This is a genomic window from Acidovorax sp. KKS102, assembly GCF_000302535.1.
Lineage (GTDB): Bacteria > Pseudomonadota > Gammaproteobacteria > Burkholderiales > Burkholderiaceae_C > Acidovorax.
On the sequence record NC_018708.1, the window covers coordinates 4,681,317 to 4,707,481 of the forward strand.

Here is a 26,165-nt window from a genome sequence, read left to right on the forward strand (position 1 = left end):
CCAACGGCCTACACAGGGCCGACCGGCGCGCCCAGGCGCTGCGACAAGCTCCGCGCCGCCTCGCGCAGATGCTGCGCCGCCGGGCTCGCAGGCCCCGTCTGCAGCGTGGCGCTGGGGCCGATCACGGCGATGCACAGCACCAGCTGCCCGAACCCATCAAACACCGGCGTGGCCAGCGCGCTGATGCCGGGCAGAAGCTGGTCGGTCACTTCGCTGATCTGGTGCTGGCGCACGGCCTCCAGTTCGGCCGCAAATGCGGGCTCGTCCAGCGCGCCCGCAAACCCTTCGGCCGCCAATGCGGCGGCAGCGCGCTCGCGCGGGCCGAAGGCTGCGAACACCTTGCCCGTGGCCGTGTGCCGCACCGAGGCCGTGGTGCCGTGGCGCATGGCCACGTACACGGCAGTGGGGCCTTCTTCCACCCGAATTATGGTGGGGCCGTTGTCGCCCCAGACCGAGGCCGACACGGTGTAGCCGATGCGCTGGGCCAGCGCGGGCAGCTCGGCAATAGCCAGGCGCACGGGGTCCACCTGCTGCAGGCTGATCAGACCCAGTTGCATGGCCAAGGGGCCCAGGCCGTAGTGGCCGCTCACGGCGTCCTGCTCGATGAGGCCCAGCTTGCCAAAGCTCACCAGGTAGGGATGGGCCTTGGCGGCTGTCATGTCCGCTGCGCGGGCCAGGTCCTTGAGCGCCATGCGCCGGCCGGTGCGCGCCAGCACCTTCAGCAGCTGGCCACCCACCTCCACGCTCTGGATGCCGCGCGGGCTGCGGGGCGTGTCTTCGTCGTCGGCGGGGGGCAGATCGGGAGTCGTGGTGGGCATGGGGCGATTGTCCACGCAGCGCAGCATCCACATGCCCTTCGGGTTTACACCTAAACAAATGCGTTAGACATGAACGAATTTCTTGCCTAACATCAACGCATTCCGTTTAGATAAACGCATTCACCATTAACAAATCACCACCATGAGCACCGTCAAAACCTTCGCATCCGCCGCCGACCTAGAAGTGAAGAAGGTGAGCTTCGACAAGCTCTCCGACCACGCCTATGCCTACACGGCCGAGGGCGACCCCAACACCGGCATCATCATTGGCGACGACGCGGTGATGGTCATCGACACCCAGGCCACGCCCGTGATGGCGCAGGACGTGATCCGCCGCATCCGCGAGGTGACGGATAAGCCCATCAAGTACGTGCTGCTTTCCCACTACCACGCCGTGCGCGTGCTGGGGGCCAGCGCCTACGGCGCCGAGCACATCATTGCCAGCGAGGACACGCGCGACCTGATCGTGGAGCGCGGCCAGTTCGACAAGGACAGCGAGATCGGCCGCTTTCCGCGCCTGTTCCAGAACGTGGAGAGCGTGCCCGACGGCCTGACCTGGCCGACCATGACCTTCAACAGGAAGATGACCCTGTGGCTGGGCAAGCTGGAGGTGCAGATCCTGCAACTGGGTCGGGGCCACACCAAGGGCGATACGGTCGCCTGGCTGCCGCAGGAAAAGATCCTGTTCAGCGGCGACCTGGTGGAGTTCGACGCCACGCCGTATGCGGGCGACGCGTATTTCCAGGACTGGCCGCAGACCCTGGACAACATCGCGGCTCTGAAGCCCGAAAAGCTGGTGCCCGGCCGTGGCGCCGCGCTGCAGACGCCCGAGCAGGTGCAGGCGGGCCTGGCGGGCACGCGCGCCTTCATCAGCGACCTATACGCCAGCGTGAAGGAGGGCGCGGCGAAGGGCGAAGACCTGCGCAAGGTGTACGAGGCCACGTTTGCCAAGCTGCAGCCCAAGTACGGCCACTGGGTCATCTTCAACCACTGCATGCCGTTTGACGTGACCCGTGCGTACGACGAGGCCACGCAATACCCCGACCCACGCATCTGGACCGCCGAGCGCGACATCCAAATGTGGAAGGCCCTGGAAGGCTGAACCACCGAGGTTGGAGGAGACACAACAATGAACCCCAGAGACATTCCCCCAGAGGCCTTCCACGCCAGCGGCGCCGAGGTGCAGGCTCTCGATTTTGGATATGTGCGCTCGCCTGACCAGGACCGCACGACGCCTGCGCAGCACCCCGTCGTGGTCATCGGCGCAGGTCCCGTGGGCCTGTCGCTCGCCATCGACCTGGCCCAGCGCGGGCAACGTGTGGTGGTGCTGGACAACGACCACAAGCTCTCCATCGGCTCGCGCGCCATCTGCTTTGCCAAGCGCACGCTGGAGATCTGGGACCGCCTGGGTGTGGGCCAGCGCATGGTGGACAAGGGCGTGTCGTGGAACCTGGGCAAGGTGTTCCTCAAAGACGAGCAGCTCTATGAATTCAACCTGCTGCCCGAAGAAGGCCACGAGCGCCCCGCCTTCATCAACCTGCAGCAGTACTACGCCGAGGCCTACCTGGTGGAGCGTGCGCTGCAGTTGCCGGGCATCGACATCCGCTGGCACAACAAGGTCACTGCGGTGCAAAGCCGCGCGGACGGCGCGCTGCTTAGCATCGACACGCCCGAGGGCGCCTACCAGATGGATGCGCAATGGCTGGTGGCCTGCGACGGCGCGCGCTCGCCCACGCGGCAGATGCTGAGGCTGGAGAGCAAGGGGCGCATTTTTCAGGACCGCTTCTTGATCGCCGATGTGAAGCTGGCGGATGAGGCGAACTTTCCCACCGAGCGCTGGTTCTGGTTCGACCCGCCCTTTCACCCCAACCAGAGCGTGCTGCTGCACCGCCAGCCCGACAACGTGTGGCGCATCGACTTCCAGCTGGGCTGGGACGCGGACCCCGAGGAAGAAAAGAAGCCCGAGAACATCATCCCTCGCGTGCAGGCGCTGCTGGGTGCCGATGCGCAGTTCGAGCTGGACTGGGCCAGCGTCTATACCTTTGCCTGCCTGCGCATGGACCAGTTCGTGCACGGCCGGGTCATCTTTGCGGGCGACAGTGCGCATGGAGTCTCGCCGTTTGGTGCGCGTGGAGCCAACAGCGGCGTGCAGGATGCCGAGAACCTGGCCTGGAAGCTGGACTGGGTGCTCCAGGGCCGCGCCAGCCCCGCGCTGGTGGCCACCTATGGGCCAGAGCGCGAATACGCGGCCGACGAGAACCTGTGCAATTCCACCCGCGCCACTGACTTCATAACACCCAAAAGCGAGGTAAGCCGCCTGTTCCGCGATGCGGTGCTCCACCTGGCGCGCGAGCACGCGTTTGCACGCCGCATCGTGAACAGCGGCCGCCTGTCGGTGCCCGCCACGCTGCATGCATCGCCGCTGAACACGCCCGACACCGATGCGTTTGTGGGCACGCAGGTGCCCGGCGCCGTGCTGCTGGATGCACCGTTGACGAAGCAGGGCCAGCCCACCTGGCTGCTGCGCGAACTGGGGCCGGACTTCACGCTGCTGGTGTTTGGTCCGGCCCCTGTGTGGGCGCGTGACCTGCCCGGTGTGAAGGTGCTGCAGATCGGCATCGACGTGATCGACCACCAGGCGCTGGCCGCCCAGCGGCTGGACGCGCTGCCGCGCACCGTGTACCTGGTGCGGCCCGACCAGCATGTGTGTGCGCGCTGGCGTACGCCCACCGAAGCCGCCGTACGTGATGCTCTGGCGCGTGCCACAGCCGCAGCCGTCTGACCAGGAAGACGACAAGGAACATGCCCATGCTGAACACCCAACCGAACCTGCAGGCCTGCGACGACTTTTATGAAGCGCTGATTGCGGCGCACCAGGGCCTGTCCACGCCCGAAAGCCACGCCATGAACGCTCGCCTGGTGCTGCTGCTGGCCAACCACATCGGCGACCAGGCCACGCTGCAGCACGCGCTGCAACTGGCGCGCGGCAGCGCCGTGCCCACGGCCGACCGGCGCACCACCCCGGCCATCACGCCAGTGGTGCCCACTCACGCGGTGGCAGCCTAGCCGCAACCCCTTTTCATCCCCACGGCTTCAGCACCGCGCAGACGGTGCAGGGCCCGACTCGCCTTGAACCTTGACCAAAACGGAGACAACACCACCATGCAGCGCAAACATTTCCTCGCCACCCTCGCGGGCCTGGCCCTGGCCACCACCCTGCCCCTGGCCCACGCCCAGGATTCCAAGCCCCTTGAATGGGTCGTGGGCTACGCCGCTGGCGGCGGCTCGGACATCGTGGCGCGCACCATTGCCGAATCCATGTCGGCCACGCTAGGCCGCACCATCATCATCAACAACAAGCCCGGCGCGGGCACCAACATCGCCGCAGAGTACGCAGCGCGCAACAAGGACTACGGCAACCTGATGTTCTCGGCCGACTTCGCCACGCTGGCGGCCAACCCGTTCCTGTTCAGCAAGCTGAGCTACAACGCCGAAAAGGACTTCCAGCCCGTGGGCCTGCTGGTGCGCTTTCCGATGTTCCTGGTGGTGTCCAACAGCGTGCCGGCCAAGAACCTCAAGGAGTTCATGGCCTGGGCCAAGGGCATGCCCGATGGGGTGAACTGGGCGTCCGCCGGCCCCGGCAGCCCGCACCACCTGGTGGGCGAGCTGTTCCGCGAGCAGAGCGGACTCAGGCTCACGCACGTGCCGTATCGCGGTGCGGCCCCGGCCATCCAGGACGTGATCGGCGGCCAGGTGCCTGCGATGTGGATCGACAGCGCCACGGTGTACCCGTTCCTCGCGGGCAACAAGGTGCGCGCCATTGGCGTGGCCAGCCCGCTGCGCGTGACCACCATGCCCGATGTGCCCACGATTTCCGAGCAGGGCCTGCAAGGGTTTGAAGGCTTTGCGTGGCAAGGCCTGGTGGTGCCCACCGGCGCACCGGCCGATGTGGTGGCCAGCTTCAGCAAGGCACTGCAGACGGCCCTGGCCGACACGCGCACCAAGGCGCGCCTGCAGGCCCTGGGGGTGGAGCCCATGCCCGGCACCGCTGCCCAGATGGGCAGCTTTGCGCGCACCGAACGGGAGAAGTGGGGGCGCGTCATCACCAAGGTGGGCGTAAAACTCGACTGACCCCCCTCAGCGGCTGCGCGCCAGCCTTCGCTTGCGGTGCAAGGCAGGCGCGAGCCACAGCAACTGTACCGTCACATAGCCCAACACCGCGAGTAGCAGGCCCAGCGTGGGCAGGCCGATCAAAAGCGGCGTGCCCAGTGCCTGCATCCAGGTGCCCAGGGCTTGCACCGTGAACTCTCCGCCCGGCGCCACGCTGCTCCAGGCGGGCAGCGTCTGCGCGCCGGGCATCACCAGCGCTCCGAGGTAGAAGGCCATCACATACAGCGGCACGGTGGTGAGCGGGTTGGTATAGAAGGTGGCCACGCCCCCGGCCACCACGTTGCCGCGCAGCCAGGCGCACACCAGCAGCGTGCCCGGGATCTGCAGCGGCCCGGGGATCAGGCCGCAAAACATGCCCGCCGCCACCCCGCGCGCCAGCGGCTGGCGCTGAAAGCGGAACAGCGCGCGCTGCTCCAGCCAGGGCTGGAACTGCGCCAGCCAGCTGCGGTCCAGCAGCTGCCGGGCCCGGGGCTCCAGGGCCCGCAGCCAGCGGCGCAGGCGACACAGCGGCTGCATCATGCGACGAACGCTACTGCGGTGCCAGCGCCCCACAAGGTGGTCAGGCCCACCAGCAGGCGCACGTCGCGCGGCTCGTTCTCCGCGCGGTAAGCCATCGCTGTGGCCCCCACCAGGCCCAATAACATGCACAGCATCACCGATTCGATCAGATCCATGGCTCGGGTCTCCCGGTTCGGCAGCGATCAGGCCTTGGGGGGCAGTGCGGGTGGGGCGCCCTTGGCCGCCTCGCCCGAATTGCGCAGCGACAGGAAGATCGACCCGGCGATCAGCGTGGCCGTGACCAGCAACGCATAGCCAATCGGAATCTTCACAAAGTCGATGAGCAACATCTTGCCGCCGATGAAGACCAGGACCAGTGCCAGGCCGTAGGCCAGCAGGTGGAAGCGGTCGGCCAGGTCTGCCAGCAGGAAGTACAGCGCACGCAGGCCCAGGATGGCAAAGATGTTGGCTGTGAGCACGATGAACGGGTCGCTGGTGATGGCGAAGATGGCCGGGATGCTATCCACCGCAAAGATGATGTCGGTCGTGCCGATCAGGATCAGCACCACGAACAAGGGCGTGTAGTGCTTGACGCCGTTGATCAGGGTGGAGAGCTTTTCACCATCGAACTGGTCGGTGATGCGGATGCGCTTTTTCAGGAACTTGAGCACCGGGTTGGTGGCGATGTCAGGCTCCTGCCCAGCGGCAAACCACATCTTCACGCCGGTGACGACCAGGAACGCACCGAACACATACAGCAGCCAGTGGAAGGTGGCCAGCAGCCAGGCGCCTGCCAGGATGAGCAGCGTGCGCAGCACGATGGCGCCGATGATGCCGATGATGAGCGCGCGCTTTTGGTACTGCGGCGGCACGGCAAAGTAGCTGAACAGCATCAGGAAGACGAAGATGTTGTCCACCGACAGGCTCTTCTCCACCAGGTAGCCGGTGATGAACTGCATGGACACCGTGTTGGCGACCTCGCGGCCCTGGCTGCTGTCCAGGTACCACCACAGAATGGCCACGAACACAAAGGCCAGCGAGAACCACAACAGGCTCCAGCGCGCGGCCTCGCCCATGGTGACCTTGTGCGCGCCCTGGCGCTCCATGACCAGCAGGTCCACGCCAATGGCGATGACCACGAAGACGGCAAATCCCGCCCACATCCACCACGTTCCGATTGTTTCCATCGAGTTTCTCCAAAGATGCCCTCATACACCCAGACCAGCCGGGCGCCCAAGCCCCGCACTGTAGGGGCCGGGGTACTTCTTTAAAACCTGTGATCACAGTAGTATTGGTTCGGTTTTTACGAACCAAACACCTTCCCTCGACTTCTCCCCTCGGAAAACCCCATGAGCCAGAGCTTCAACTACCGCCATCTTTTTTACTTCTGGGTGGTGGCCAAGGAGGGCGGCATTGCCCGCGCCGCCGAGCGGCTGGACATGGCCGTGCAGACCATCAGCGCCCAGGTGCGCGAGCTGGAAAAGTCGCTGGGCGTGAGCCTGCTGCGCACCGAGGGCCGCAACCTGGTGCTGACCGACGCGGGCGTGGCCGCGCTGCACGAGGCCGATCACATCTTTGCGCTGGGCGAGCTGCTGCCCGTGCGCGTGCGCGAGGCCGCCACAGGCCAGACGCTGCGGCTGAACCTGGGCATCTCCGACGGCATTGCCAAGCTGGCCGTGCACCGGCTGCTGACCCCCGTGCTGGACGAGCCCCACCTTCGCCTGCTGTGCCACGAGGGCGAGTTCCAGCCCCTCTTGGGCGAGCTGGCGCTGCACAAGCTCGACGCCGTGCTGGCCGACCGCTCCGCGCCGCCCAACCCGGCCCTGCGTACCACCAGCCAGCTGCTGGGCACGAGTGCGATTGCCTGGTATGCGCCGCCGCTGTGGGCCGAGGCGGCGGCCAACAACTTCCCGCACAGCCTGGCCGTGGTGCCCGTGCTGCTGCCCACCGACCACGCCGCCATGCGCGCGCGCATCGACCACTGGCTTGAGCGCGAGCGCATCCGCCCGCACATTGCCGGGGAGTTTGAAGACAGCGCCCTCTTGAGCACCTTTGCCGCCACCGGCATGGGCGTGATGCCCGCGCCGGTCTCGCTGGGCGAGCACCTGGCCCAGACCCACGGGCTGGTGCAGGTGGGCACCGCACCCGACGTGCAGGAGCAGTTCCACCTGATCTACAGCGCGCGCAAGGTGATGCACCCGCTGCTCACGCGGCTGCTGGAGGCGGGACAGGGTGGATCGCTACTGAATTGATAGCTACCCGCGCATATTCATCTGGCGCTTGGGGTCAAAAATACTAAAACTTCAGCGCTGCGGCATGTCCTTCACCGAATACCCCAGGCTCACCGTCGCATCGTCGGGGATGGCGGGCATGGACGCATTCCACGCCTCCCACGCGGCGCGCATGGCCCGCAGGCGGTCGGGCTCCACAGGCGCACGGTTGGCGCGCTCGCGTTCGTCGTCGGCCAGGTTGAACAGGTAGTCGTTGCCGTCCACCCGCAGGTACTTCCACACGCCCTGGCGCATGGCGCGCTGGCCCCGGTGGTTCATGCGCCAGAACAGCGGGGGCTCGTCGTGCAGGCTGGCATCGCGCAGCAGCGGCATCAGCGAGCGGCCGTCCAGCGGGTAGTCCGTATGCGTGGCGGCGCCTGCGGCGTCGAGCATGGTGGCGGACCAGTCCATGGTCATGCAGGTCTGCGCGCTCACGCCGCCCGGCGCAATCACCGCAGGCCAGTGGGCAATCCAGGGCACGCGGATGCCGCCTTCGGTCAGGTCCATCTTGCCGCCCACCAGCGGCCAGTTGTCCGAGAAGCGCTCGCCACCGTTGTCGCTGGTAAACACCACCAGCGTGTCGCGCGCCAGGCCCTTTGCCTCCAGCAGCGCCATGATGCGGCCGATGCCCTCGTCCATGTGGTGGATCATGCGGCGGTAGGTCTCGATGTTGCCGCCGTGCAGGTGGAACAGGTTCGTCTTCACCTCCTGCGCCAGCGCCTCGTCGTCGCGCGTCTCCCACGGCCAGTGGGGCGCGGTGTAGTGCAGGCTCAAAAAGAACGGCGTGCCGGCCTGCGCGCCCGGCGCCATGCGCTGCACATAGTCGAGCGCATGGTCGGTGATGAGGTCGGTGAGGTAGCCGTCCTGCTGCTTTTCCTCCTCACCCAGGTACAGGTCGTGGGCGCCATTGGAGCTGCAGTGGGTGAAGTAGTCCACCCCGCCCGACATGGGGCCGAAGAACTCTTCATAGCCCGAGCGCAGCGGCCCGAACGCAGGCGGGTAGCCCAGATGCCACTTGCCCATCAGCGCCGTGCGATAGCCCGATGCGCGCAGCAGCGACGGCAGCGTGGGGTGCTCGGGTGGCAGGCCCAGCGTGGTGCTGCCCCGGCTTTTGCTGTTGATGGGCTCTTCGGCCGCGCCGCGCAGGCGGTATTGGTAGCGCGCCGTCATCAGCGCAAAACGTGTGGGCGAGCAGACGGGCGAATTGGAATAGCCCTGCGTGAGCTTGAGGCCGTTGGCCGCCAGCTGGTCAAGCACCGGCGACACCGGGCCAAACGCTGCTTCGCGGCCGCCATAGCAGCCCAGGTCGGCATAGCCGAGGTCGTCGGCAACGATGAAGATGATATTGGGGCGGGAGTGCGTTTTCATCTCTGAGATCCAATGTCACTGAACGTGGGCTGCGACCTGCGCAACTGGCACGGCCCATGCGAGGGGCGGTTAGCAAGGGCGGCCCCGCAGCGAGGCCGCCGTCCCCCTTGAGGGGGAAGCGGCGCAGCCGCTCAGGGGGTGCTTCCTATCAAGGTTTGAAACCCGAGCGCTGCACGACCGGCGCCCACTGCGCGCGGTAGGCCTTGAGCATGGCTTCGGTCTGCGCCATGGTCGCTACCACGGGCTCCATCTTGGCGGTTGCGAACTTGCGCTGGGTGTCTGGGTCTTTCATCACCTCATGTATCAGGCCTGCCAGGCGCTCGGCCTGCGCCTTGGGCATGCTCATGGGGGCAAAGAAGGTGTTCCAGCCGGTGGCGGCCAGGTCCATGCCGGCTTCCTTGAACGTAGGAATCTGGGGTGCCAGCGCGCTGCGCTTGGCGCTCGACACGGCCAGGATGCGGATCTTGCCCGCCTCGTGCTGGGGCAGCAGGGTGTCAAACGTATCGAACGCCACGGGCACCTGGCCGCCCAGCAGGTCGTTGAGCAGGGGGGCCGAGCCCCGGTAGCCCACCACTTCGGCGCGCACCTTGGCGGCGTCGCCCACCATCAGGCCAAAAAAGTGCGGCAGGCTGCCCGTGGCGGGCACGCCGAAGTTGGCCTTGTCCGGGTTGGCCTTGAGCCAGGCCATGAGGTGCGGCAGCTCTTTGACCGGGACGGCGCTGCCCACGGCCACGCCAAATTCGTAGCTGTTGACGTGGCTCACGGGGCGGAAGTCGCGCTCCGGGTCGTAGCCCGCGTCAGGGAAGACCAGCGGCGCCACCAGCATCACGGCGGGGTTGGCCAGCAGCAGCGTGGGCTGGTTGGCAGGCGCGGCTTTGACAGCCTGGGCCGACAGGCGGCCACCCGCGCCGGTCTTGTTCTCCACGATCACGGGCGTGCCAAGCTTGGTACCCAGCTTGTCGGCCACGATGCGGGCCACACGGTCGGTCGCGCCGCCGGGGGCGTAGCCCACCACGATGCGCAGCGGGGTGTCCTGCGCCTGGGCCAGGGTGGCGCACAGGGCGAGTGCGGCGGTCAGCACAACAGCAAGGGGTTTGCGCATGGTCGAAATCTTTAGGGGCGATGGCAGGGCCTGCGCAGCCGCGCAGGGGGGTGGATGGCCGGACTGTATTGGCCACACAATCAATTGATCTAATCAATCATTGCCCGGAAATACCCTGATGCCTGCCCCGGCCCCCAAACCACCCGCCGCGCCCGGCCACCGGCTGGCCCACCCGCAGGCCGCCAACGACCTGCTGATGTACCGCCTCAACCGCCTGATCGCGGTGGCGGGCAGCCTGGTGGTGCGGCTGTGCGAAGGCGGCTACGGCATCACCCGCCGCGAGTGGGGGCTGATGATGATGCTGGCGCAGCACCCCGGCATGCCCCCGGCCGAGCTGGCCCAGCGCCTGGGGCTGGACCGGGCCCGCACCTCGCGCGCCATCACCTCGCTGCTGACCAAGAAGCTCATCACCCGCGACGCCATGCCTGGCGACCGGCGCCAGGCCCAGTTGTCACTCACCGCGGCGGGCCAGGCCGTGCACGACGAGCTGTTTCCGCAGGTCAAGGCGCTCAACCAGGAACTGCTGGCCGGGCTCAGTACCGAGGCGGTGGCAGGCCTGGACCAGGCGCTGGCCGACATGCAGCGGCGTGCCGAAGCGCTGGTTGCCACCCGCACCGACGTGCCGCGCACCTACCGGCTGCGCGGTGGACGGCATGTGGATTGAGGGGGTTTGCAGGATGGAGTTGCCCCAAAACGGGGAACCGGCGATATCCTCAAACCCGCCCTGAGCCACCCGCCCACGGCACGCATGCGCTCCCCTTGTCCCACAACGACCCACGCACACCCAACGCCATCCTTCATGTCCCAGCACTCGACCTCTTTGTGGAGCCCCCTGCGCCAACCCGCGTTCCGGGGCCTGTGGATTTGTGGCGGCATCTTTTTTGTGGGCAGTGGCATGCAGACCATGGCGGCGGCCTGGCTCATGGTGGAGCTGACGGGCTCGTCCTTTCTGGCCGCGCTGGTGCAGACCGCCGTGTTCATGCCCATGTTCCTGCTGGCCCTGCCCGCCGGTGTGCTGGCCGACACCACCGACCGGCGGCGCCTGATCTCAGGCGCTTTGCTGGCGCAGGCGGGGGCCAGTGCACTGCTCACGCTGCTGGTGCTGGGCGGCTGGGGCGGGTCGGCCTCGGTGCTGTTCCTGGTGTTTGTGTGCGGCTGCTGCACGGCGGTGCTGACGCCCGCGTGGAACTCGTCGGTCATCGACCCCGTGCCGCGTGACGAATGGCCCCAGGCCATCACCGCCGTGAGCATTGCCTACAACGCCGCGCGCGCGGTGGGGCCCACGATGGCAGGGCTGGTGTTTGCGCAGCTGGGCGCGGGCTGGGTGTTTGCCGTCACGGTGACCACCACCCTGGTGATGTGGGAGTCGATCCGCCGCTGGCCGCCCAAAGCGCACCCGCCCTCCAAGCTGCCCGCCGAGCGGCTGTGGGGCGGCACGCTCAGCGGCCTGCGGTTTGCATGGCACTCGCGCATGATCCTGGCGCAACTGGTGCGCGTGATGGCCTTCAGCGCCGCGGGCTCGGCCCTGTGGGCGCTGCTGCCGGTGATTGCGCAGCGCCTGGGCACGGGGGCGCCGGGTTTCGGTTTGCTGATGGGCTGCCTGGGCACGGGCGCCGTGGGCGTGGGCCTGGTGCTGGGGCGGCTGCGTGCACGCTTTGGCATGGAGGTCATCGTGGGTGTGGGCGGCGTCGTGTTTGGCATCGCCATGCTGGTGGCGGCACTCACCCACATCACCTGGGTGGTCTACATCGCCATGCTGTTTGCAGGCGCGGCCTGGATGTCGGCCATGTCCACCTTCAACACCGCCACCCAGGCCAGCGCGCCGCAATGGGTGCGCTCACGCGCCGTGGCCATGCACATGGTGGCGGCGCTGGGTGCGTTTGCGATGGGCTCGGCCTTCTGGGGCGCGGCGTCGGACATCCTGGGCCTCACGCCCACACTCTGCGTCGCCGCCGCATTGATGGGTGTGGGCCTGCTGCTGGCCCGCCCCATGCCGCTGCGCATGGGTGCGCTGCACGAGGTAACCCAGGCCACGCCCTGGGACGAGCTTTTCATCGAGGCCGAGCCGCTGCCGGAGGCGGGCCCGGTTGCGGTGGAAGTGGGCTACCGCATCGCCCCCGGCACCGACGCCGCCTTCCTCGACACCATCAGCCGCATGAAGGCCCCGCGCCGCCGTGACGGCGCCACCTTCTGGCGCGTGTACAAGGACCTGGGCGAGCCCTCGCGTTATGTGGAGCGCTTCATCGTCGAGTCCTGGGCCGACTACCTGCACCAGCGCGCCCGTGCCACCATGGCCGACCAGGCGCTGGAGACGGAAGTGCGGGCGTTCTTGGCGCCGGGCGAGGTGGTGCGGATGTCGCACTACATCGCTGAACGATAGCTCCCCCCTGAGCCGCTTCGCGTCTTCCCCCTGAGGGGGGACGCACCCGGCGGCCCGGCAAAGCCGGTTCCGCGGGTGCACTGGCTTGATGCGCGTCAATTTCTGACACCAGGCGGGGTTGCCAAGGCTGCCGGTCGGCCTGCGACAATCGCTGGATGACCTTCGCCCCCCTTGCCAACGACACCTTCCTGCGTGCCTGCCGTCGTCAGGCCACCGACTACACACCCCTGTGGCTCATGCGCCAGGCGGGGCGCTATCTGCCGGAGTACAAGGCCACGCGCGCCCAGGCGGGCAGCTTCATGGGACTGGCCACCAATGTGGACTACGCCACGGAAGTGACCCTGCAGCCGCTGGAGCGTTTTCCCCTGGACGCGGCCATCCTGTTCAGCGACATCCTCACCGTGCCCGACGCGATGGGCCTGGGCCTGAGCTTTGCCGAGGGCGAAGGCCCACGCTTTGCCAAGCAGGTGCGCGACGAGGCCGCAGTGGCCGAACTGGCCGTGCCCGACATGGACAAGCTGCGCTACGTGTTTGACGCCGTGACCAGCATCCGTAAGGCCCTCAACGGCCGCGTCCCGCTGATTGGCTTCTCGGGCAGCCCCTGGACGCTGGCCTGCTACATGGTCGAGGGCAAGGGATCGGACGACTACCGTCTGGTCAAGACGCTGATGTACAGCCGCCCCGACCTGATGCACCGCATCCTGGCCATCAACGCTGACAGCGTAGCCGCCTACCTCAACGCCCAGATCGACGCGGGCGCCCAGGCCGTGATGATTTTTGACAGCTGGGGCGGCGTGCTGGCCGATGGCGCCTTCCAGGAATTCAGCCTGGCGTATACCAAGCGCGTGCTGGGGCAGCTCAAGCGCACCGGCGTGGATGGCACGGACGTGCCGCGCATCGTCTTCACCAAGGGCGGCGGCATCTGGCTGGAAGACATGAAGGACATCGACTGCGAGGTGCTGGGCCTGGACTGGACGGCCCACCTGGGCAAGGCGCGCTCCATCGTCGGCGGGCAGGTCGGCGGCCCCGGCAAGGCGCTGCAGGGCAACATCGACCCCAACGTGCTGTTTGCGCCGCCCGCGCAGATCGTCACCCAGGTGCATGCCGTGCTCGACAGCTTTGGCAAGCCCCACACCGACCGCAGCACCACCGGCCCCACGCACATCTTCAACCTGGGCCATGGCATCAGCCAGTTCACCCCGCCCGAGCATGTGGCGGCATTAGTGGAGGCTGTGCACAGCCACTCGCGCGCGCAGCGCCAGGGCTGATCGCCCGGGCGAGGGCTCCAGGCCGCGCGGCGCACCCGGCAGGGACCCGGTGATGGCAATGGAACATCCCGCACCGCCGCCAGCGGAGCCACCCACCGGCCCGCAGGCGCTGCCCGCCTCGGCCCTGCAAGCCCCACCCGGCGCGCTCGCGGACTGCGTGCGCGCCTTTTTCTGGCGCGACCTGGGCCGCCAGCCACCCCACACCCCGGCGGACACGCGCGTGCCGCCCAGCCCCTATCCCGGCATCATCTGGCTCACGCGGGGCACGGCCCGGCTCGTGGAATGTGCGGGCACGACTACGGCAGCGGCCCTACCGGCCATCACGCTGTCGGGCGCACACCGTCATCCTTACCACTCGGTCTCCTCCCGCGATGGCGATTCGTTCTGCCTGGCGTTCCAGCCCGGCGCGCTGGGGCTGCTGACCGGGCAGGACCTGGCGCCGCTGACCGACCGCATCACGGACGCGGTGACCTGGCTGCCCGAGGAGTGGCACTCCTTTCTAACGGCCGTCCACACGGCGCCCGACCATGGGGCGCGCCAGGCGCTGTGCGTGGACTTTCTGACCCCGCGCTGGGCGGCGGTGGCCGACCGGCACGCCGCTTGGCTGCAGGTGCTGCACCAGGCATGGCAGCGCGGCGCACGCCAGGCCCTGGCCTCCACGCTGGACTGGACGCCCCGGCACCTGCAGCGCCGCACCCGGCAGCTAACGGGCCTGAGGCCGGGAGAGATTGAACGCATGCTGCGCGCCGAACATGCGCTGCTGGCCATGCGCGATGGCAACGCCGGGGCCCTCGACGCCGCGCTGCGCCATGGCTACGCCGACCAGGCGCATTTCAGCCGCGAGGCGCGTGCATTGTTCGAGAGGCCCCCCGCCGCACTCAAGGCCCACACCCAGCGGCCGGGCGACGATGCGGACTGGCTGCTGCGGCGCAGTTAAACCACCCGCCGTCTACCGCTGGATCACCCGGGGCCGCTTGATCTTGGCCTGCAGCTGCAGGATGCCGTAGAGCAGCGCCTCGGCCGTGGGTGGGCAGCCGGGCACATACACATCCACCGGCACGATGCGGTCGCAACCCCGCACCACCGAGTAGCTGTAGTGGTAGTAGCCACCGCCGTTGGCGCACGAGCCCATGGAGATCACATAGCGCGGCTCGGGCATCTGGTCGTAGACCTTGCGGATGGCGGGCGCCATCTTGTTGGTGAGGGTGCCGGCAACGATCATCAGGTCGCTGTGGCGCGGGCTGGAGCGCGGGATGATGCCGAAGCGGTCCAGGTCGTAGCGCGCCATGGCGGCGTGCATCATCTCGACCGTGCAGCACTTTAGGGCCTGCTAACCCCTTTTTTGCCAGATGCGTTGCGAAGCAAACGGGCCAGACGCAAGGCGCCAAACGAAGCTGGGGTGCTGCCCCAGCGAGGCTTGGCAACACAGCGGGTGGCCCGTTTGCCTCGCAACCCGAAGGGAAGGCCTCCCCCGCCACGCCACTCGTCGTTGCACTCCTAGTCAAGGCCCCGGCCTTGGCGTCGTCGCGCGCCTCGATTGGCGTGGCGGGGGAGGCCTTCGCACTGGCAAAAAAGGGGTTAGCAGGCCCTAAGCCCGAAGGTCATGAACCACAGGCTGTCCGTGCGCGCCGCTTGCACCACCTCGTCCAGCCGGGCCAGCACAAAACCGTCGCGCTCCATGGTGGGCGCCTCTGTCATGGGGGAAGAAGAGTAAGTAGCCATGGCGGCATCGTCGCCACAAGCCGCTGCGCCGTCTTGAAGCAAAGCGACATGGAGCGCTGTGACACCCGGGACGCCAGAGACTCCGGGCCCTGCGACAATCCCCGGGCATTTCGTCGCAGATCCAGGCGCCTCGCCAGCGCACTTATGCACAAAAATGGAGCATCCTCACGCCCGGCATGACAGCAGACTGCAACTTGCCAAAAAACCTTGCCAACGCACTAAGTCGTTGATTCATAAGGATTTAAATCCCCTGCTTTTTTGACAGGCAATCCAGCCAAAGCACGATTTGACAAGGACTTGCGGGGCAAACCCAAGGGATATCAACAAAGTTATCCACAGGAATTCTGGATTTCTTACAAATACCCTGTCAAATCAACCACTTGCAGCCCAAACCGAAGAAATGCATGAACATCTGATGACGGCACTAGCACAAAAAGGGGCTGCCTGTCCTCTTGACGAACCCATGCTGTCCGACTTATGCACACAAAACGTGATGCAGCGCAACATCGAGACGCCGAATGGGCTTAGCACAAAAATCGAGGCCAAATTTCTTCAGATGATTGATTCATAAGGATTTTTTTTGAGTGCCGCATTTCCGGGCAATCTGTTCGCAGCCAGTATTCATGCGGCTTGGGCGGGGGTCCAGGCGGGATGTCAACAAAGTTATCCACAGAAATCCGGGATTACTCACACACCCTCGGCAAATCAAGCACTTAGCCGCCAAAGCTCCAGATCACATCCACAACGCGCACTAAGCTCGCCAGTCACCCCATAGCCCGTGCCTATGCCCACCTACATCGTCCACGTTGCCCTGCAAACGCCCTCGCACAGCGGGGTCGGCGACTTGCTGAGCTACGCCAGTGAGCGCCCGCTCTCACCCGGAACGCTGGTGCGTGTGCCCCTGGGCACGCGCGAGGTGCTGGGCGTGGTGTGGGATGCCGACGAGGCCCCTGGCGAGCTGCCTGATGGCGCCACCCTGCGCCCCATCGCCGGCGTGCTGGAGGGTGTGGCGCCCCTGGATGCGCCGTGGCGCCGACTGGTGGGGTTTGCGGCGCGCTACTACCAGCGGGCCTTGGGCGAGGTGGCGCTGGCCGCGCTGCCCCCCCAGCTGCGCGACCTGCGCCCCGAGCAGTTGGCGCGGCGGCTGCGGCGCCCGGCCAAGGGCGCTGGAGACGCCTCAGGCACTATTGAAAACATAGCACTCACCGCAGAGCAGGAAAGCGCCAGGGCCCGAATTTCTGCAGAAAAAGGGCCCTTCCTGCTGTTTGGCAGCACCGGCAGCGGCAAGACCGAGGTGTATCTGCGCTGCGTGCAGGAGATGCTGGAGGCCGACCCCACCGCCCAAGCGCTGGTGATGGTGCCCGAGATCAACCTCACGCCCCAGCTGGAGGAGCGGTTTGCAGGCCGCTTTGCGCCGCGCTTCGGCCCCGGCGCCGTGGTGTCGCTGCACAGCGGCATGACGAACCCGCAACGCCTGGCCAGCTGGCTGGCCGCCCATGGCGGCAGCGCACGCATCGTGCTGGGCACGCGCATGGCGGTGTTCGCCAGCCTGCCGGGGCTGAGGCTCATCGTGGTCGATGAGGAGCACGACCCCAGCTACAAGCAGCAAGAAGGCGCGCGCTACTCCGCCCGCGACCTGGCCATCTGGCGCGGACGCGAGCAGGGCGCGAAGGTGATCCTGGGCTCGGCCACGCCGTCGCTGGAGAGCTGGCACGCCAGCCGCCCGCCCACGGCCGAAGACCCCGAGGGCGGCCGCTACGTGCGCCTGCACATGCCCAGCCGCATCGGCGCCGGGGCCCTGGCCCGCGTACGCCGGGTGGACATGAACCAGCAGCCCCGCCGCACCGTGTTCAGCGCGCCGCTGCTGCAGGCCATCACCGAACGCGTGGCGCGCGGCGAGCAGAGCATGATCCTGCTGAACCGCCGGGGCTACGCGCCCGTGCTGCACTGCGTGGACTGCGGCTGGAAGAGCGACTGCCCGCACTGCAGCGCGCACCAGGTGTTTCACAAGACCGACCGCACCCTGCGCTGCCACCACTGCGGCTACACGGTGCGCGTGCCGTTTCACTGCCCGACCTGCGGCAGCCCCGACATCCACCCCATGGGCAAGGGCACCGAGCAGCTGGAGGAGCAGCTGGGCACGCTGCTGCGGGAGGTGCTGCGGCCCGACCGCACGCCCGCCCGCATCGCCCGCATCGACGCTGACACCACCAAAGCCAAAGGCGCGCTGGAGGCGCAACTGGCGCAGGTGCATTCGGGCGAGGTGGATGTGCTGGTGGGCACGCAGATGATTGCCAAGGGGCACGACTTTCGGCGCATCACGCTGGTGGCTGCGGTGCAGCCCGATGGCGCACTCTTCAGCAGCGACTTCCGCGCCGCAGAACGGCTGTTTGCCCTGCTGATGCAGGCCGCAGGCCGCGCCGGGCGCGACGCCGCCTACATGGCCGCCCAAGCGGTGCACGGCACGCAGCCTGAGATGTGGGTGCAGAGCTTTCACCCCCAGCACGCCGTGTTCGAGGCGCTGCGCAAGCACGACTACGAAGCCTTCGCCGCCCAGCAGCTCAAGGAGCGCGAAGAGGCGGCCATGCCCCCGTTCTCGTACCAGGCGCTGGTGCGGGCCGATGCGCGCACGCAGGAGGTGGCGCAGGGCTTTCTGACCGCGGCCACCGCCGCCGCCCACGCCGCGCAGTTGCCAGGTTTGCCCGATGGCACAGTGATCCTGTTCCCGCCCGTGCCGCTCACGATCCAGCGCGTTGCCAATGTGGAGCGCGCCCAGATGCTGATGGAGAGCAGCAGCCGCGCCACCCTGCAGCGCTTTCTGGCCGCCTGGCAGCCGATATTGCAAGCCACGCGCAGCCAGCCGGAGCACAAGGGGTTGATCCGCTGGCTGGTGGACGTGGACCCACTAGCCATCTAAGTCCGCCCGGCAGGCCCACACAGCGGCCTCAATACAAAGCAACGGGGGCTGCGCTTTTCAACGCAGCCCCCGTCTCGTCAGAGCGTGGTTCGCCGGTTACAGCGCGCCGTCACCCAGCACGATGCCTTCACGGCGGGGGTCCACCCCGCCTTCCAGCCGGGTCTGGCCGTTGCGGTTGACCCGCATGATGGTGGACACGCCGCTCGACTGCGCGGCGTTGTTCACCGTGTGGCCCTTGGCCTTGAGGCCGTCGATCAGCCCGGTGAGGTCCAGCGCCGTGTTGGCGCCGTCCACGTTGGTGGTGGTGCTGTTGGTGGCGCCAAAGTTCACCAGCGACGTGGCTTGCTGGGCATCGAGGTTCCAGTCCACCGCGCCGACCACGGTCTTGAGCACGTACTGGATGATGGTGCCGCCGCCGGGCGAGCCCGTGGCCATCACGAAATCACCCGGCTCCGTGCCCTTGAACACCAGCGTGGGCGCCATGGTGCTGCGGGGGCGCTTGCCGGGCGCCACGCGGTTGGCAATGGGCACACCGGCGCCGTCAGCCGGCTGGGCCGAGAAGTCGGTAAGCTGGTTGGTCAGCAGGAAGCCGCCCACCATGTGGAACGAGCCCATGCTGGACTCGACCGTGGAGGTCATCGACACCACGTTGCCGTAGGCATCCACGATGGAGAAGTGCGTCGTGCCGCGCTCCACCGTCTTGTCCACGCCCAGAGGCACATCGCCCAGCGCCCCTGCCGACGCCGTTCCCAGCGACTTGCCGTCCGGCTGGATCAGCGCCGCGCGCTGCTTGAGGTAGGCCTTGTCCAGCATGGTGGACACGCCCTTGCCGGGCAGCGGGATGAAGTCGGTGTCGGCCACGTACTTGTCGCGGTCGGCATAAGCCAGGCGCTCTGCCTCGGACACTAGGTGCACGCCCATCACGCTCGGTACGCCGCCTTCGTTGGTCGGGTTGGTGGGGCCGTATTTGGAAAGGTCGAAGTTCTCCAGAATGCCCAGCGCCTGCGCAATGGCAATACCGCCCGACGACGGGGGCGACATGGTGCAGACGTAGTAGCTTGCGCGGTAGGTGGTGCACACCGGTTCGCGCTTCTTGGCCTGGTAGTTCTTGAGGTCGTTCACCGTCATCAGGCTGGGGGTGATGGGCGTCTTGGCCGCATCGTCACCCACCGACTGGGCCGCCTTGGCAACGATCGCTTCGGCCAGAGGGCCGGAGTACAGGGCGTTGGCGCCGCCGCTGGCCAGCGTGCGCAGCGTCTGTGCATACGGCAGGTTGGTCGTCACGGTGCCGGTGGCCTTGGGTGTGCCGTCGGCATTGAAGAAGGCGGCGACCGCATTCGCATCCAGCGCCAGGCTGGCGGCGTTGCCCTTGATGGCGTCGCCCATGCGGCCCGGAATGCGGTAGCCGTTGGTGGCCAGCTGGATGCCTTCGTCGAACAGCTTGTCCCAGCCCAGCTTGCCGTGTTCCTTGTGGGCCATGTCCAGCATGCGCATCACGCCAGGCACGCCAATGGAGCGGCCGCTGCGCCGGGCGCTGGGCACGGGCGCGGGGGACGAGGCATCGCCCTGGTCCTGGCGTACCAGGTAGTAGCCGTTGGCGGCAGCAGGGGCGGTCTCGCGGCCGTCGTACGCCACGACCTTCTTGGTGTTGGCGTCGTAGTACATCATGAAGGCGCTGCCCGCCAGCGTGCTGGACTGCGGCTCCACCAGGCCCAGCACGGCCTGCACGGCCACGGCGGCGTCCACCGCCGTGCCGCCGGCCTTGAGCACGTCGCAGCCGGCCTTGGTGGCCAGCGGGGTGTTGGCCACCACCATGTATTTGCTCGATTGCTTGGCCTTGTAGCCCAGACGGTAGCCCGATGCCGCCTCGGGCGCGGCCGGGTCGCCCGCCACGCCAGAGCCCACCACCACGGCCGATCCGGAGCTGGACACCACCGAGCAGCTCTGGGCATTGTTGTCCACGGCCAGGTCGTTGTCCGAGCCGCTGCCACAGCCCGACAGCACCAGCGCAACGGCCACGGGCGTGAGTGCCCACAGCGCAATATTCCTCTTCCTCATCTTGAATCTCCTGTTGTTGTCCGTTCGTGGGCACCCATTGACCACGCCACATCGTCGGCGCAAAAGGCATGCCATGTCGAATGTTTTTTCGTATCGTTTTCTCAAGGCAGCCATCTCAGGAAGGCAACGACAGGCAGGCCAAAGCTGCGGCACGGCAGCGGGCCGGTCACGTTGGCTGGGCGACTCCCACGCGCGATCCCCGCATGAAAATGGAAGCAAATCCGGCAGTAGCGCTAGTGCATCATGCGCTGGTAGCTATCATTTTTGAGAGTCCGGGCCCCCACCCTGGCTTTGAGCCCGCACCTACACTGCCCCCGTACCGCCGCAGGAGACCCCATGACCCCCGAACAATTTGCAGACGAACTGGCCCGCGAGGGCTTCGAGCCCGCCGTCACCGTGACCCGCGAGGCCGGCGGCATGCTGGGCGACCACACGCACCCGTTCGAGGCCAAGGCGCTGATCCTGTCGGGCGATATCCGCATCGCCACGGCTACGTCAGAACGCGTGTACCAGGCGGGCGATGTTTTTCACCTGGCGGCCGAAGAGCCACACTCGGAGTTTTACGGAATGCTGGGCGTGCAGTACCTGGTGGGGCGCAAGACGCGGACAGCGGCCTGAGCCCACCGCACCGCAGCGGCCTGGCGGCTCAGGTCAGCAGCGCAACGGCGGCAGAGAAGCTCAAGAACGCCAGCGCGGTGGACACCAGGATGATGCGCGCCACCCGCCCGTTGTTGGCGCCGAATTTCTCGGCCAGCAGCGACACGTTGCTGGCGCTGGGCAGCGCCGCCAGCAGCACCATCACCGTGAGCGCAAAGGGCGTGAGCGGTACCCCCATCGCCATGGCCGCCGTGCCTGCGCCCCACACCAGCAGCGGGTGCACCAGCAACTTGGCCAGCGCCACCGGCACGTAGTCCCGTGCAGGGACCTGCTCGTGCTGGTTCATCTGCGAGCGGGCCAGCACTGCGCCGATGGTGAACAGCGCGACGGGCGAGGCCGCGTCGGCCAGCATGGCGATGGTCTTGTCCACCGGGCCGGGCAGCTTGAACTGCAGCGCCGACGCCAGCGCCCCCAACGCAATCGACCAGGGCATGGGGTTGGTGGCCATGCCCCTGAAGGCGTTCTTCAGCGCCACGCCCACACCGTGGGTGCCCGCACCATCCAGGCGCGAGAGCGCGATGCACAGCGAGCTGGTGATGACCATGTCCACCACGATGGTGACGATGGCCGGGCCCGCGCTCTGCGCGCCCAGCAGTGCCACCAGCAGCGGCACGCCCATGAAGCCGGTGTTGGGGAAGGCGGCCACCAGCGCGCCAAAGGCCGCGTCGTTCCAGCCGATGCGCGCGTTGCGCGTGAGCGCCACCGTGGCGAACACCATCACCAAGGCACACAGCAAATACACGCCCGCCACCGCAGGGTCCAGCAGTTGGTGGATGGGCGTGCTGGCGCCAAAGCGGTACAGCATGCAGGGCAGCGCAAAGTACAGCACGAAGGCGTTGAGCCCCGGGATGGCAGGCTGCGGCAGCACGCTGCGCCGTGCGGCGAGGTAGCCGCAGAGCACGAGCGCGAAGAAGGGGAAGGTGACGAGCAGAACGGACAGCACGGGCCGATTGTCCTTGTTGCGCCAACGGCCCGGGCCGACCGCGCCCGAGATGGTCAGCGCAAAGTCAGGTGGGCGGGTTCGCCACTGGCGAGCGCTGGCATCCGTTTTTCGTTATTGCTTGCGCTGCACGATGAGGTTGCGCTTGGCGTCCTCGGGGTAGGCAAAGGTGATCGCGCCGTTCTTGACCACGCCCATGACCAGCATGTTGCGCGTGATCGCATCCTTGTCCTGCGCGCTGAAGGGCTTGTCGTAGGTGGTGACCACGCCGTAGTAGGTCTTCATCTTGCCCTCCAGCGACTCCTTGATGGCCTTGCCGTTCAGGTTGCCGTCTCGGATGCCGAGGAAGGAGTACATCAGCAGGTAGGTGGCGTCGTAGGCGTTGGCTGCCGCCATGGGCACGGCCACCTTGCCGTGGTACTTGCGGGTGTAGCTCGACAGGAACGATGCCCGGCGCTCGTTGCTGGGCTCGGCGATGAAGGTCTGCACCATGAGCGCGCCCTCGGCCGCGTCCTTGGCGCCTTCGAGGAAAAACGGGAAGGACAGCGGCCATGGCCCCACCTGCGGCACCTTCCAGCCAAGCGCCTTCTTGCCGTTGGCAATGGTGGCGTTCTCCGGCCCCACGGTGTAGCTGTAGACCACGTTGGCGCCCGCGTTGCGCGCCGCAGTCAGCTCGGCCGTCAGGTCCTTCACCCCCAGGTCAAAGCGCGCCACATGCACGGGTTTGAGGTTCTTGGCCGCCAGCGCGGCCACCACGTCGTTGTAGCCGCCTTCGCCATAACCGGTCTTGTCGGCAAAGATGGCGACCTTGTCCCAGCCGCGTTTGACGATGTCGTCCACCAGAAAGGGCGCCTGGATCGCGTCGCGCGCCTGCACGCGGAAGATGTAGCTGTCGGGCGCGGGGTATTTGGCCGTGACGGCCGTGCCCGTGGCGCAGGGCACGATGAGCGGGCTTTTGGCGTCCTGGAACAGATCGATGGCCTTGAGCGCCACGCCGGTGTTGCAAAAGCCGATGGTGGCGACAACCTTCTCGGCCAGCAGCTCCTGCGACACCTTGCGGCCCTGGTCGGGGTCGGCCCTGTCGTCCTTGATGACCAGCTCCAGCGGGCGGCCGAGGTAGCCGCCCACGGCATTGATCTCATCCACCGCCAGCTTGATGCCATTGAGCATGGGCACACCGAAGTCCGCCGACGGCCCGGTGAACGGCCCTACCACGCCGATGCGCGCGGGGGCGTTACCCCCCGCCTGCGCATGCGCCGCCCGTGGCAGCAGCGCCGCGCCCGCCAGCACGCCGGCAACCGCCAGGGCGGCGCATGCGGCCCAAGCAGGCAGGGGCAACCGACCGTGGACCGCCCGGGGCGTAGCGGCGGTCAAAGCGATGGAAGGCGGGGTCACAGGGTTCATGGCGGTGCTCGGTTCACAACACTCCCCTCCCGGTGGGGGAGGGACTCGCCAACCAGTATCAAATTGTGAAAACAAAGCCCCTAGCGGGGTTTCCCGGAGCACAGGGCCTGCCCCATGGGCCGCGGGGCGCCCCTGTCAGGCGACCGTCAGGCACCGGTCGCGCGTGGGCGAGCAGGGCATGCTGGGGGGTACGCCGGTATCATTGCGCCCTTGCGCTGCACGTCCCCTCGGCGTGCACCCCACGCCCGTGGCACCCACCGCCCCGCGCCTGTCCGGTTCCCCCTTCGCCCTTTCTGCACGTTCCTTTTCCTCCATGTCTGCCGGTCTCAATCTCGCCCAGCTCCAGGCCGTTCACTACACCGACGGGGCCTGCCTCGTCCTGGCAGGGGCTGGCTCGGGCAAGACGCGGGTGATCACCATGAAGATCGCCCACATGATCGAAAAAGGGATGGACCCCAAGCGCATTGCGGCCATCACCTTCACGAACAAGGCGGCGTCTGAAATGCGCGAGCGCGCCGGGCACCTGATCGGCCGGCGCGCCAAGGACGTGCTGATCTGCACCTTCCACGCGCTGGGCGTGCGCATGGTGCGCGAGGACGGCCATGTGCTGGGCCTCAAGCCCCAGTTCAGCATCCTGGACGCCGACGATGTGACGGGCATCCTGAAGGAAGCCTCGGGCGGCACCACCGACATGGCCACGGCGCGCCAATGGCAGTGGGTGATCAGCAAGTGGAAGAACATGGGCCTGACCTCGGAGCAGGCGCTGGCCCAGGCGGCGGACGACAACGAACGCATCATCGCCACGCTGATGGCGCGCTATGAAGAACGCCTGGCGGCCTACCAGAGCGTGGACTTTGACGACCTGATCGGCATGCCGCTGCGCCTGCTGCGCGACTTCCCCGAAGTGCGCGCCAAGTGGCAGGCCGCGCTGGGCCATGTGCTGGTGGACGAATACCAGGACACCAACGCCACGCAGTACGAGCTGCTCAAGCTGCTGGTGGGCGAAAAGGGGCACTTCACGGCCGTGGGCGACGATGACCAGTCCATCTACGGCTGGCGTGGCGCCACGCTGGACAACCTCAAGAAACTGCCGGTGGACTACCCCCACCTCAAGGTCATCAAGCTGGAGCAGAACTACCGCTCCACCAGCGCCATCCTGCGCGCCGCCAACAACGTGATCGGCCCCAACCCCAAGCTGTTCCCCAAAACGCTGTTCAGCGAGCTGGGCGAAGGCGAGCCTGTGCGGGTGGTCGATGCCGACAACGAGGAGCACGAAGCCGAGCGCGCCGTGGCCCGCATCCAGAGCCTGCGCGCGGCCAGCAACCCGCCGCCGGACTGGAAGAGCTTCGCCATCCTGTACCGCGCCAACCACCAGGCCAAGCCGTTTGAAAAGGCGCTACGCAAGGCCAACATCCCCTACAAGGTCTCGGGCGGCACCAGCTTTTTTGACCGGGCGGAAATCAAGGACCTGTGCGCCTGGTTCCGTCTGTGGATCAACAACGACGACGATCCGGCGTTCCTGCGCGCCATCACCACACCCAAGCGCGGCATTGGCCACACCACGCTCGCAGCGCTGGGCGCGTTTGCCACGCAGCACAAGCAGAGCATGTTCGGTGCGCTGTTCAACGGCATGCTGCCGGCCGCCGTGCCCAAGCGCGCCATGGACGGTCTGCATGAGTTTGGCCGCTACATCAACTATTTGGAGTACAGCGCCCGCCGTACCGTCGGCGCCGAAGACGCCCGCGCCTTTCTGAACGAATGGCTCAAGGAAATCGGCTACGAGCAGCACCTGTACGACAACGAAGACAGCGAGAAGGTGGCCGCCGCCCGCTGGAGCAACGTGATGGAGTTCTGCGACTGGATGGCCCAGCGCGCGGGCGGGCAGATTGACGACACCGCAGGCGCCGTGGTGGCCAAGGAGACCAAGAGCCTGCTGGAGGTGTCGCAGACCATTGCGCTGCTCTCCACCATCAGCGAGCGCGAGCAGGAGCAGGACATGGTCACGCTCTCCACCCTGCACGCCAGTAAGGGGCTGGAGTGGCCGCATGTGGTGCTGGTAGGTGTGACCGAGGGCATGCTGCCCTTCAAGCTCGACGACGACGAAGGCCGCCAGCAGAAGGTGACCGACGACGTGCTGCAGCGCCTGCAGGAGGAGCGCCGCCTGATGTATGTGGGCATCACCCGCGCCCAGCGTACCCTGGCCGTGAGCTGGACCAAGCGCCGCAAGAAGGGCCGCGAAATGGTGGCCGCACAGCCCAGCCGCTTCATCGCCGAAATGGGCCTGGACAAGACCACCGCCCGCGAAGACCCGCGCGAAAAGCTCAAGGCCCTGCGCGCCGAGTTTGCAGCCAAGGCACAGGCCACCACGGCGGCCAACGCCGCTGCGGCCGCCAACCCGGCGCCCACCGCCTGAGAGCGCACACGCACCATGGCAAAACACCCCAGCACGTATCCCCATCCATGCTCGACCCTGCCTCGTGGCCGCGGCGCCTGGAGCATTGCTGCGCTTTTGATAGCTATCAGCGCTTGTCCTACAAGCGCCATCGGCCAAAAAGGCCCACAATCCACGTCGGCATGCCCGACGGCGGCAGAC

The 26,165-nt window shown here is 67.2% G+C and carries 22 protein-coding genes and 1 pseudogene; 12 read left to right on the forward strand and 11 right to left on the reverse strand.

What is annotated here, in order from left to right:
- Positions 1-8: 8 nt before the first annotated feature.
- Positions 9-818: an IclR family transcriptional regulator gene (locus C380_RS21460; RefSeq protein WP_043565733.1), complete on the reverse strand. Its 810-nt coding sequence runs from the start codon at positions 816-818 to the stop codon at positions 9-11.
- Between the two features lie 142 nt (positions 819-960).
- Between C380_RS21460 and C380_RS21465 the strand changes: the two genes are divergently transcribed.
- From C380_RS21465 to C380_RS21480, 4 genes are all read left to right on the forward strand, one after another.
- Positions 961-1,920: an MBL fold metallo-hydrolase gene (locus C380_RS21465; RefSeq protein ID WP_015015945.1), complete on the forward strand. Its 960-nt coding sequence runs from the start codon at positions 961-963 to the stop codon at positions 1,918-1,920.
- 27 nt (positions 1,921-1,947) lie between these two features.
- Complete coding sequence (locus C380_RS21470; protein WP_015015946.1) at positions 1,948-3,600, forward strand: FAD-dependent oxidoreductase; 1,653 nt, start codon at positions 1,948-1,950, stop codon at positions 3,598-3,600.
- Between the two features lie 26 nt (positions 3,601-3,626).
- A complete protein-coding gene (locus C380_RS21475) occupies positions 3,627-3,884 on the forward strand; it encodes a DUF2783 domain-containing protein (protein WP_015015947.1) in 258 nt (85 codons plus the stop codon).
- A 96-nt stretch (positions 3,885-3,980) separates the two neighbouring features.
- Positions 3,981-4,949 (forward strand): tripartite tricarboxylate transporter substrate binding protein, encoded by a 969-nt coding sequence (locus tag C380_RS21480; protein ID WP_015015948.1) that lies wholly within the window; start codon positions 3,981-3,983, stop codon positions 4,947-4,949.
- A 6-nt stretch (positions 4,950-4,955) separates the two neighbouring features.
- Here the strand turns inward: C380_RS21480 and C380_RS21485 are convergent, their stop codons facing one another.
- Genes C380_RS21485 through C380_RS21490 form a run of 3 tightly spaced genes read right to left on the reverse strand, consistent with a single transcriptional unit; the run spans position 4,956 to position 6,673 of the window.
- Positions 4,956-5,507, reverse strand: coding sequence for a DUF2062 domain-containing protein (locus C380_RS21485; protein ID WP_015015949.1), 552 nt, complete (start codon positions 5,505-5,507; stop codon positions 4,956-4,958).
- Positions 5,504-5,662: a hypothetical protein gene (locus tag C380_RS25370; RefSeq protein ID WP_167514376.1), complete on the reverse strand. Its 159-nt coding sequence runs from the start codon at positions 5,660-5,662 to the stop codon at positions 5,504-5,506. Before C380_RS25370 ends, C380_RS21485 begins: the two co-directional genes overlap by 4 nt.
- Before the next feature lie 27 nt (positions 5,663-5,689).
- Entirely contained in the window at positions 5,690-6,673 is a 984-nt protein-coding gene (locus C380_RS21490) for a TerC family protein (RefSeq protein WP_043565735.1), read from the reverse strand.
- Between the two features lie 162 nt (positions 6,674-6,835).
- Here C380_RS21490 and C380_RS21495 point away from each other — a divergent pair, with 162 nt between their 5' ends.
- The gene (locus tag C380_RS21495) at positions 6,836-7,738 is read left to right on the forward strand and encodes a LysR family transcriptional regulator (protein ID WP_015015951.1); all 903 of its coding nucleotides are present in this window, start codon (positions 6,836-6,838) and stop codon (positions 7,736-7,738) included.
- Between the two features lie 51 nt (positions 7,739-7,789).
- Here the strand turns inward: C380_RS21495 and C380_RS21500 are convergent, their stop codons facing one another.
- Positions 7,790-9,124, reverse strand: a complete 1,335-nt coding sequence (locus tag C380_RS21500) for a sulfatase (protein ID WP_015015952.1) — start codon at positions 9,122-9,124, stop codon at positions 7,790-7,792.
- A gap of 148 nt (positions 9,125-9,272) precedes the next feature.
- Positions 9,273-10,226, reverse strand: a complete 954-nt coding sequence (locus C380_RS21505; RefSeq protein ID WP_015015953.1) for a Bug family tripartite tricarboxylate transporter substrate binding protein — start codon at positions 10,224-10,226, stop codon at positions 9,273-9,275.
- A 118-nt stretch (positions 10,227-10,344) separates the two neighbouring features.
- Here C380_RS21505 and C380_RS21510 point away from each other — a divergent pair, with 118 nt between their 5' ends.
- The 4 genes from C380_RS21510 (at position 10,345) to C380_RS21525 (ending at position 14,811) form a co-directional block, all read left to right on the forward strand.
- Positions 10,345-10,890, forward strand: a complete 546-nt coding sequence (locus C380_RS21510) for a MarR family transcriptional regulator (RefSeq protein ID WP_015015954.1) — start codon at positions 10,345-10,347, stop codon at positions 10,888-10,890.
- A gap of 135 nt (positions 10,891-11,025) precedes the next feature.
- Positions 11,026-12,606 carry an MFS transporter gene (locus C380_RS21515; RefSeq protein WP_043565737.1) on the forward strand — a complete coding sequence of 527 codons (1,581 nt, stop codon included), beginning with the start codon at positions 11,026-11,028 and terminating at the stop codon, positions 12,604-12,606.
- A gap of 155 nt (positions 12,607-12,761) precedes the next feature.
- Positions 12,762-13,874, forward strand: coding sequence for a uroporphyrinogen decarboxylase (gene hemE / locus C380_RS21520; RefSeq protein WP_015015956.1), 1,113 nt, complete (start codon positions 12,762-12,764; stop codon positions 13,872-13,874).
- Between the two features lie 52 nt (positions 13,875-13,926).
- On the forward strand, positions 13,927-14,811 hold the full coding sequence (locus tag C380_RS21525; RefSeq protein WP_015015957.1) for a helix-turn-helix transcriptional regulator: 885 nt from the start codon (positions 13,927-13,929) through the stop codon (positions 14,809-14,811).
- Positions 14,812-14,823: 12 nt separating this feature from the next.
- Here C380_RS21525 and C380_RS21530 read toward each other — a convergent pair.
- Both C380_RS21530 and C380_RS24790 read right to left on the reverse strand, forming a co-directional pair.
- Positions 14,824-15,198, reverse strand: a pseudogene (locus tag C380_RS21530) (NADH-quinone oxidoreductase subunit B family protein); the annotation flags it as partial.
- A gap of 254 nt (positions 15,199-15,452) precedes the next feature.
- Positions 15,453-15,596, reverse strand: a complete 144-nt coding sequence (locus C380_RS24790) for a hypothetical protein (RefSeq protein WP_015015959.1) — start codon at positions 15,594-15,596, stop codon at positions 15,453-15,455.
- A 784-nt stretch (positions 15,597-16,380) separates the two neighbouring features.
- Between C380_RS24790 and priA the strand changes: the two genes are divergently transcribed.
- Complete coding sequence (priA, locus tag C380_RS21535) at positions 16,381-18,513, forward strand: primosomal protein N' (RefSeq protein ID WP_015015960.1); 2,133 nt, start codon at positions 16,381-16,383, stop codon at positions 18,511-18,513.
- A gap of 96 nt (positions 18,514-18,609) precedes the next feature.
- Here priA and C380_RS21540 read toward each other — a convergent pair whose 3' ends face one another.
- Positions 18,610-20,571 carry a gamma-glutamyltransferase family protein gene (locus C380_RS21540; RefSeq protein ID WP_015015961.1) on the reverse strand — a complete coding sequence of 654 codons (1,962 nt, stop codon included), beginning with the start codon at positions 20,569-20,571 and terminating at the stop codon, positions 18,610-18,612.
- Positions 20,572-20,907: 336 nt separating this feature from the next.
- On the opposite strand from C380_RS21540, the gene C380_RS21545 reads away from it, so the two are divergent.
- Complete coding sequence (locus tag C380_RS21545; RefSeq protein ID WP_015015962.1) at positions 20,908-21,189, forward strand: cupin domain-containing protein; 282 nt, start codon at positions 20,908-20,910, stop codon at positions 21,187-21,189.
- Between the two features lie 28 nt (positions 21,190-21,217).
- Here C380_RS21545 and C380_RS21550 read toward each other — a convergent pair whose 3' ends face one another.
- Positions 21,218-22,171 (reverse strand): AEC family transporter, encoded by a 954-nt coding sequence (locus C380_RS21550; RefSeq protein ID WP_015015963.1) that lies wholly within the window; start codon positions 22,169-22,171, stop codon positions 21,218-21,220.
- 111 nt (positions 22,172-22,282) lie between these two features.
- Positions 22,283-23,572 carry an ABC transporter substrate-binding protein gene (locus C380_RS21555; protein WP_015015964.1) on the reverse strand — a complete coding sequence of 430 codons (1,290 nt, stop codon included), beginning with the start codon at positions 23,570-23,572 and terminating at the stop codon, positions 22,283-22,285.
- 313 nt (positions 23,573-23,885) lie between these two features.
- Between C380_RS21555 and C380_RS21560 the strand changes: the two genes are divergently transcribed.
- The gene (locus tag C380_RS21560; RefSeq protein ID WP_015015965.1) at positions 23,886-25,985 is read left to right on the forward strand and encodes an ATP-dependent helicase; all 2,100 of its coding nucleotides are present in this window, start codon (positions 23,886-23,888) and stop codon (positions 25,983-25,985) included.
- Positions 25,986-26,165: the final 180 nt, after the last annotated feature.

Coding starts and splice junctions, on each gene's coding strand:
- C380_RS21505 (WP_015015953.1), bottom strand. CDS start 10,226: ATGCGCAAACCCCTTGCTGTTGTGCTGACCGCCGCACTCGCCCTGTGC.
- C380_RS21475 (WP_015015947.1), top strand. CDS start 3,627: ATGCTGAACACCCAACCGAACCTGCAGGCCTGCGACGACTTTTATGAA.
- C380_RS21495 (WP_015015951.1), top strand. CDS start 6,836: ATGAGCCAGAGCTTCAACTACCGCCATCTTTTTTACTTCTGGGTGGTG.
- C380_RS21490 (WP_043565735.1), bottom strand. CDS start 6,673: ATGGAAACAATCGGAACGTGGTGGATGTGGGCGGGATTTGCCGTCTTC.
- C380_RS24790 (WP_015015959.1), bottom strand. CDS start 15,596: ATGGCTACTTACTCTTCTTCCCCCATGACAGAGGCGCCCACCATGGAG.
- C380_RS21555 (WP_015015964.1), bottom strand. CDS start 23,572: ATGAACCCTGTGACCCCGCCTTCCATCGCTTTGACCGCCGCTACGCCC.
- hemE (WP_015015956.1), top strand. CDS start 12,762: ATGACCTTCGCCCCCCTTGCCAACGACACCTTCCTGCGTGCCTGCCGT.
- C380_RS21485 (WP_015015949.1), bottom strand. CDS start 5,507: ATGATGCAGCCGCTGTGTCGCCTGCGCCGCTGGCTGCGGGCCCTGGAG.
- C380_RS21480 (WP_015015948.1), top strand. CDS start 3,981: ATGCAGCGCAAACATTTCCTCGCCACCCTCGCGGGCCTGGCCCTGGCC.
- C380_RS21465 (WP_015015945.1), top strand. CDS start 961: ATGAGCACCGTCAAAACCTTCGCATCCGCCGCCGACCTAGAAGTGAAG.
- C380_RS21560 (WP_015015965.1), top strand. CDS start 23,886: ATGTCTGCCGGTCTCAATCTCGCCCAGCTCCAGGCCGTTCACTACACC.
- C380_RS21525 (WP_015015957.1), top strand. CDS start 13,927: ATGGCAATGGAACATCCCGCACCGCCGCCAGCGGAGCCACCCACCGGC.
- C380_RS21460 (WP_043565733.1), bottom strand. CDS start 818: ATGCCCACCACGACTCCCGATCTGCCCCCCGCCGACGACGAAGACACG.
- C380_RS21510 (WP_015015954.1), top strand. CDS start 10,345: ATGCCTGCCCCGGCCCCCAAACCACCCGCCGCGCCCGGCCACCGGCTG.
- C380_RS21540 (WP_015015961.1), bottom strand. CDS start 20,571: ATGAGGAAGAGGAATATTGCGCTGTGGGCACTCACGCCCGTGGCCGTT.
- C380_RS21500 (WP_015015952.1), bottom strand. CDS start 9,124: ATGAAAACGCACTCCCGCCCCAATATCATCTTCATCGTTGCCGACGAC.
- C380_RS21515 (WP_043565737.1), top strand. CDS start 11,026: ATGTCCCAGCACTCGACCTCTTTGTGGAGCCCCCTGCGCCAACCCGCG.
- C380_RS25370 (WP_167514376.1), bottom strand. CDS start 5,662: ATGGATCTGATCGAATCGGTGATGCTGTGCATGTTATTGGGCCTGGTG.
- C380_RS21470 (WP_015015946.1), top strand. CDS start 1,948: ATGAACCCCAGAGACATTCCCCCAGAGGCCTTCCACGCCAGCGGCGCC.
- C380_RS21545 (WP_015015962.1), top strand. CDS start 20,908: ATGACCCCCGAACAATTTGCAGACGAACTGGCCCGCGAGGGCTTCGAG.
- priA (WP_015015960.1), top strand. CDS start 16,381: ATGCCCACCTACATCGTCCACGTTGCCCTGCAAACGCCCTCGCACAGC.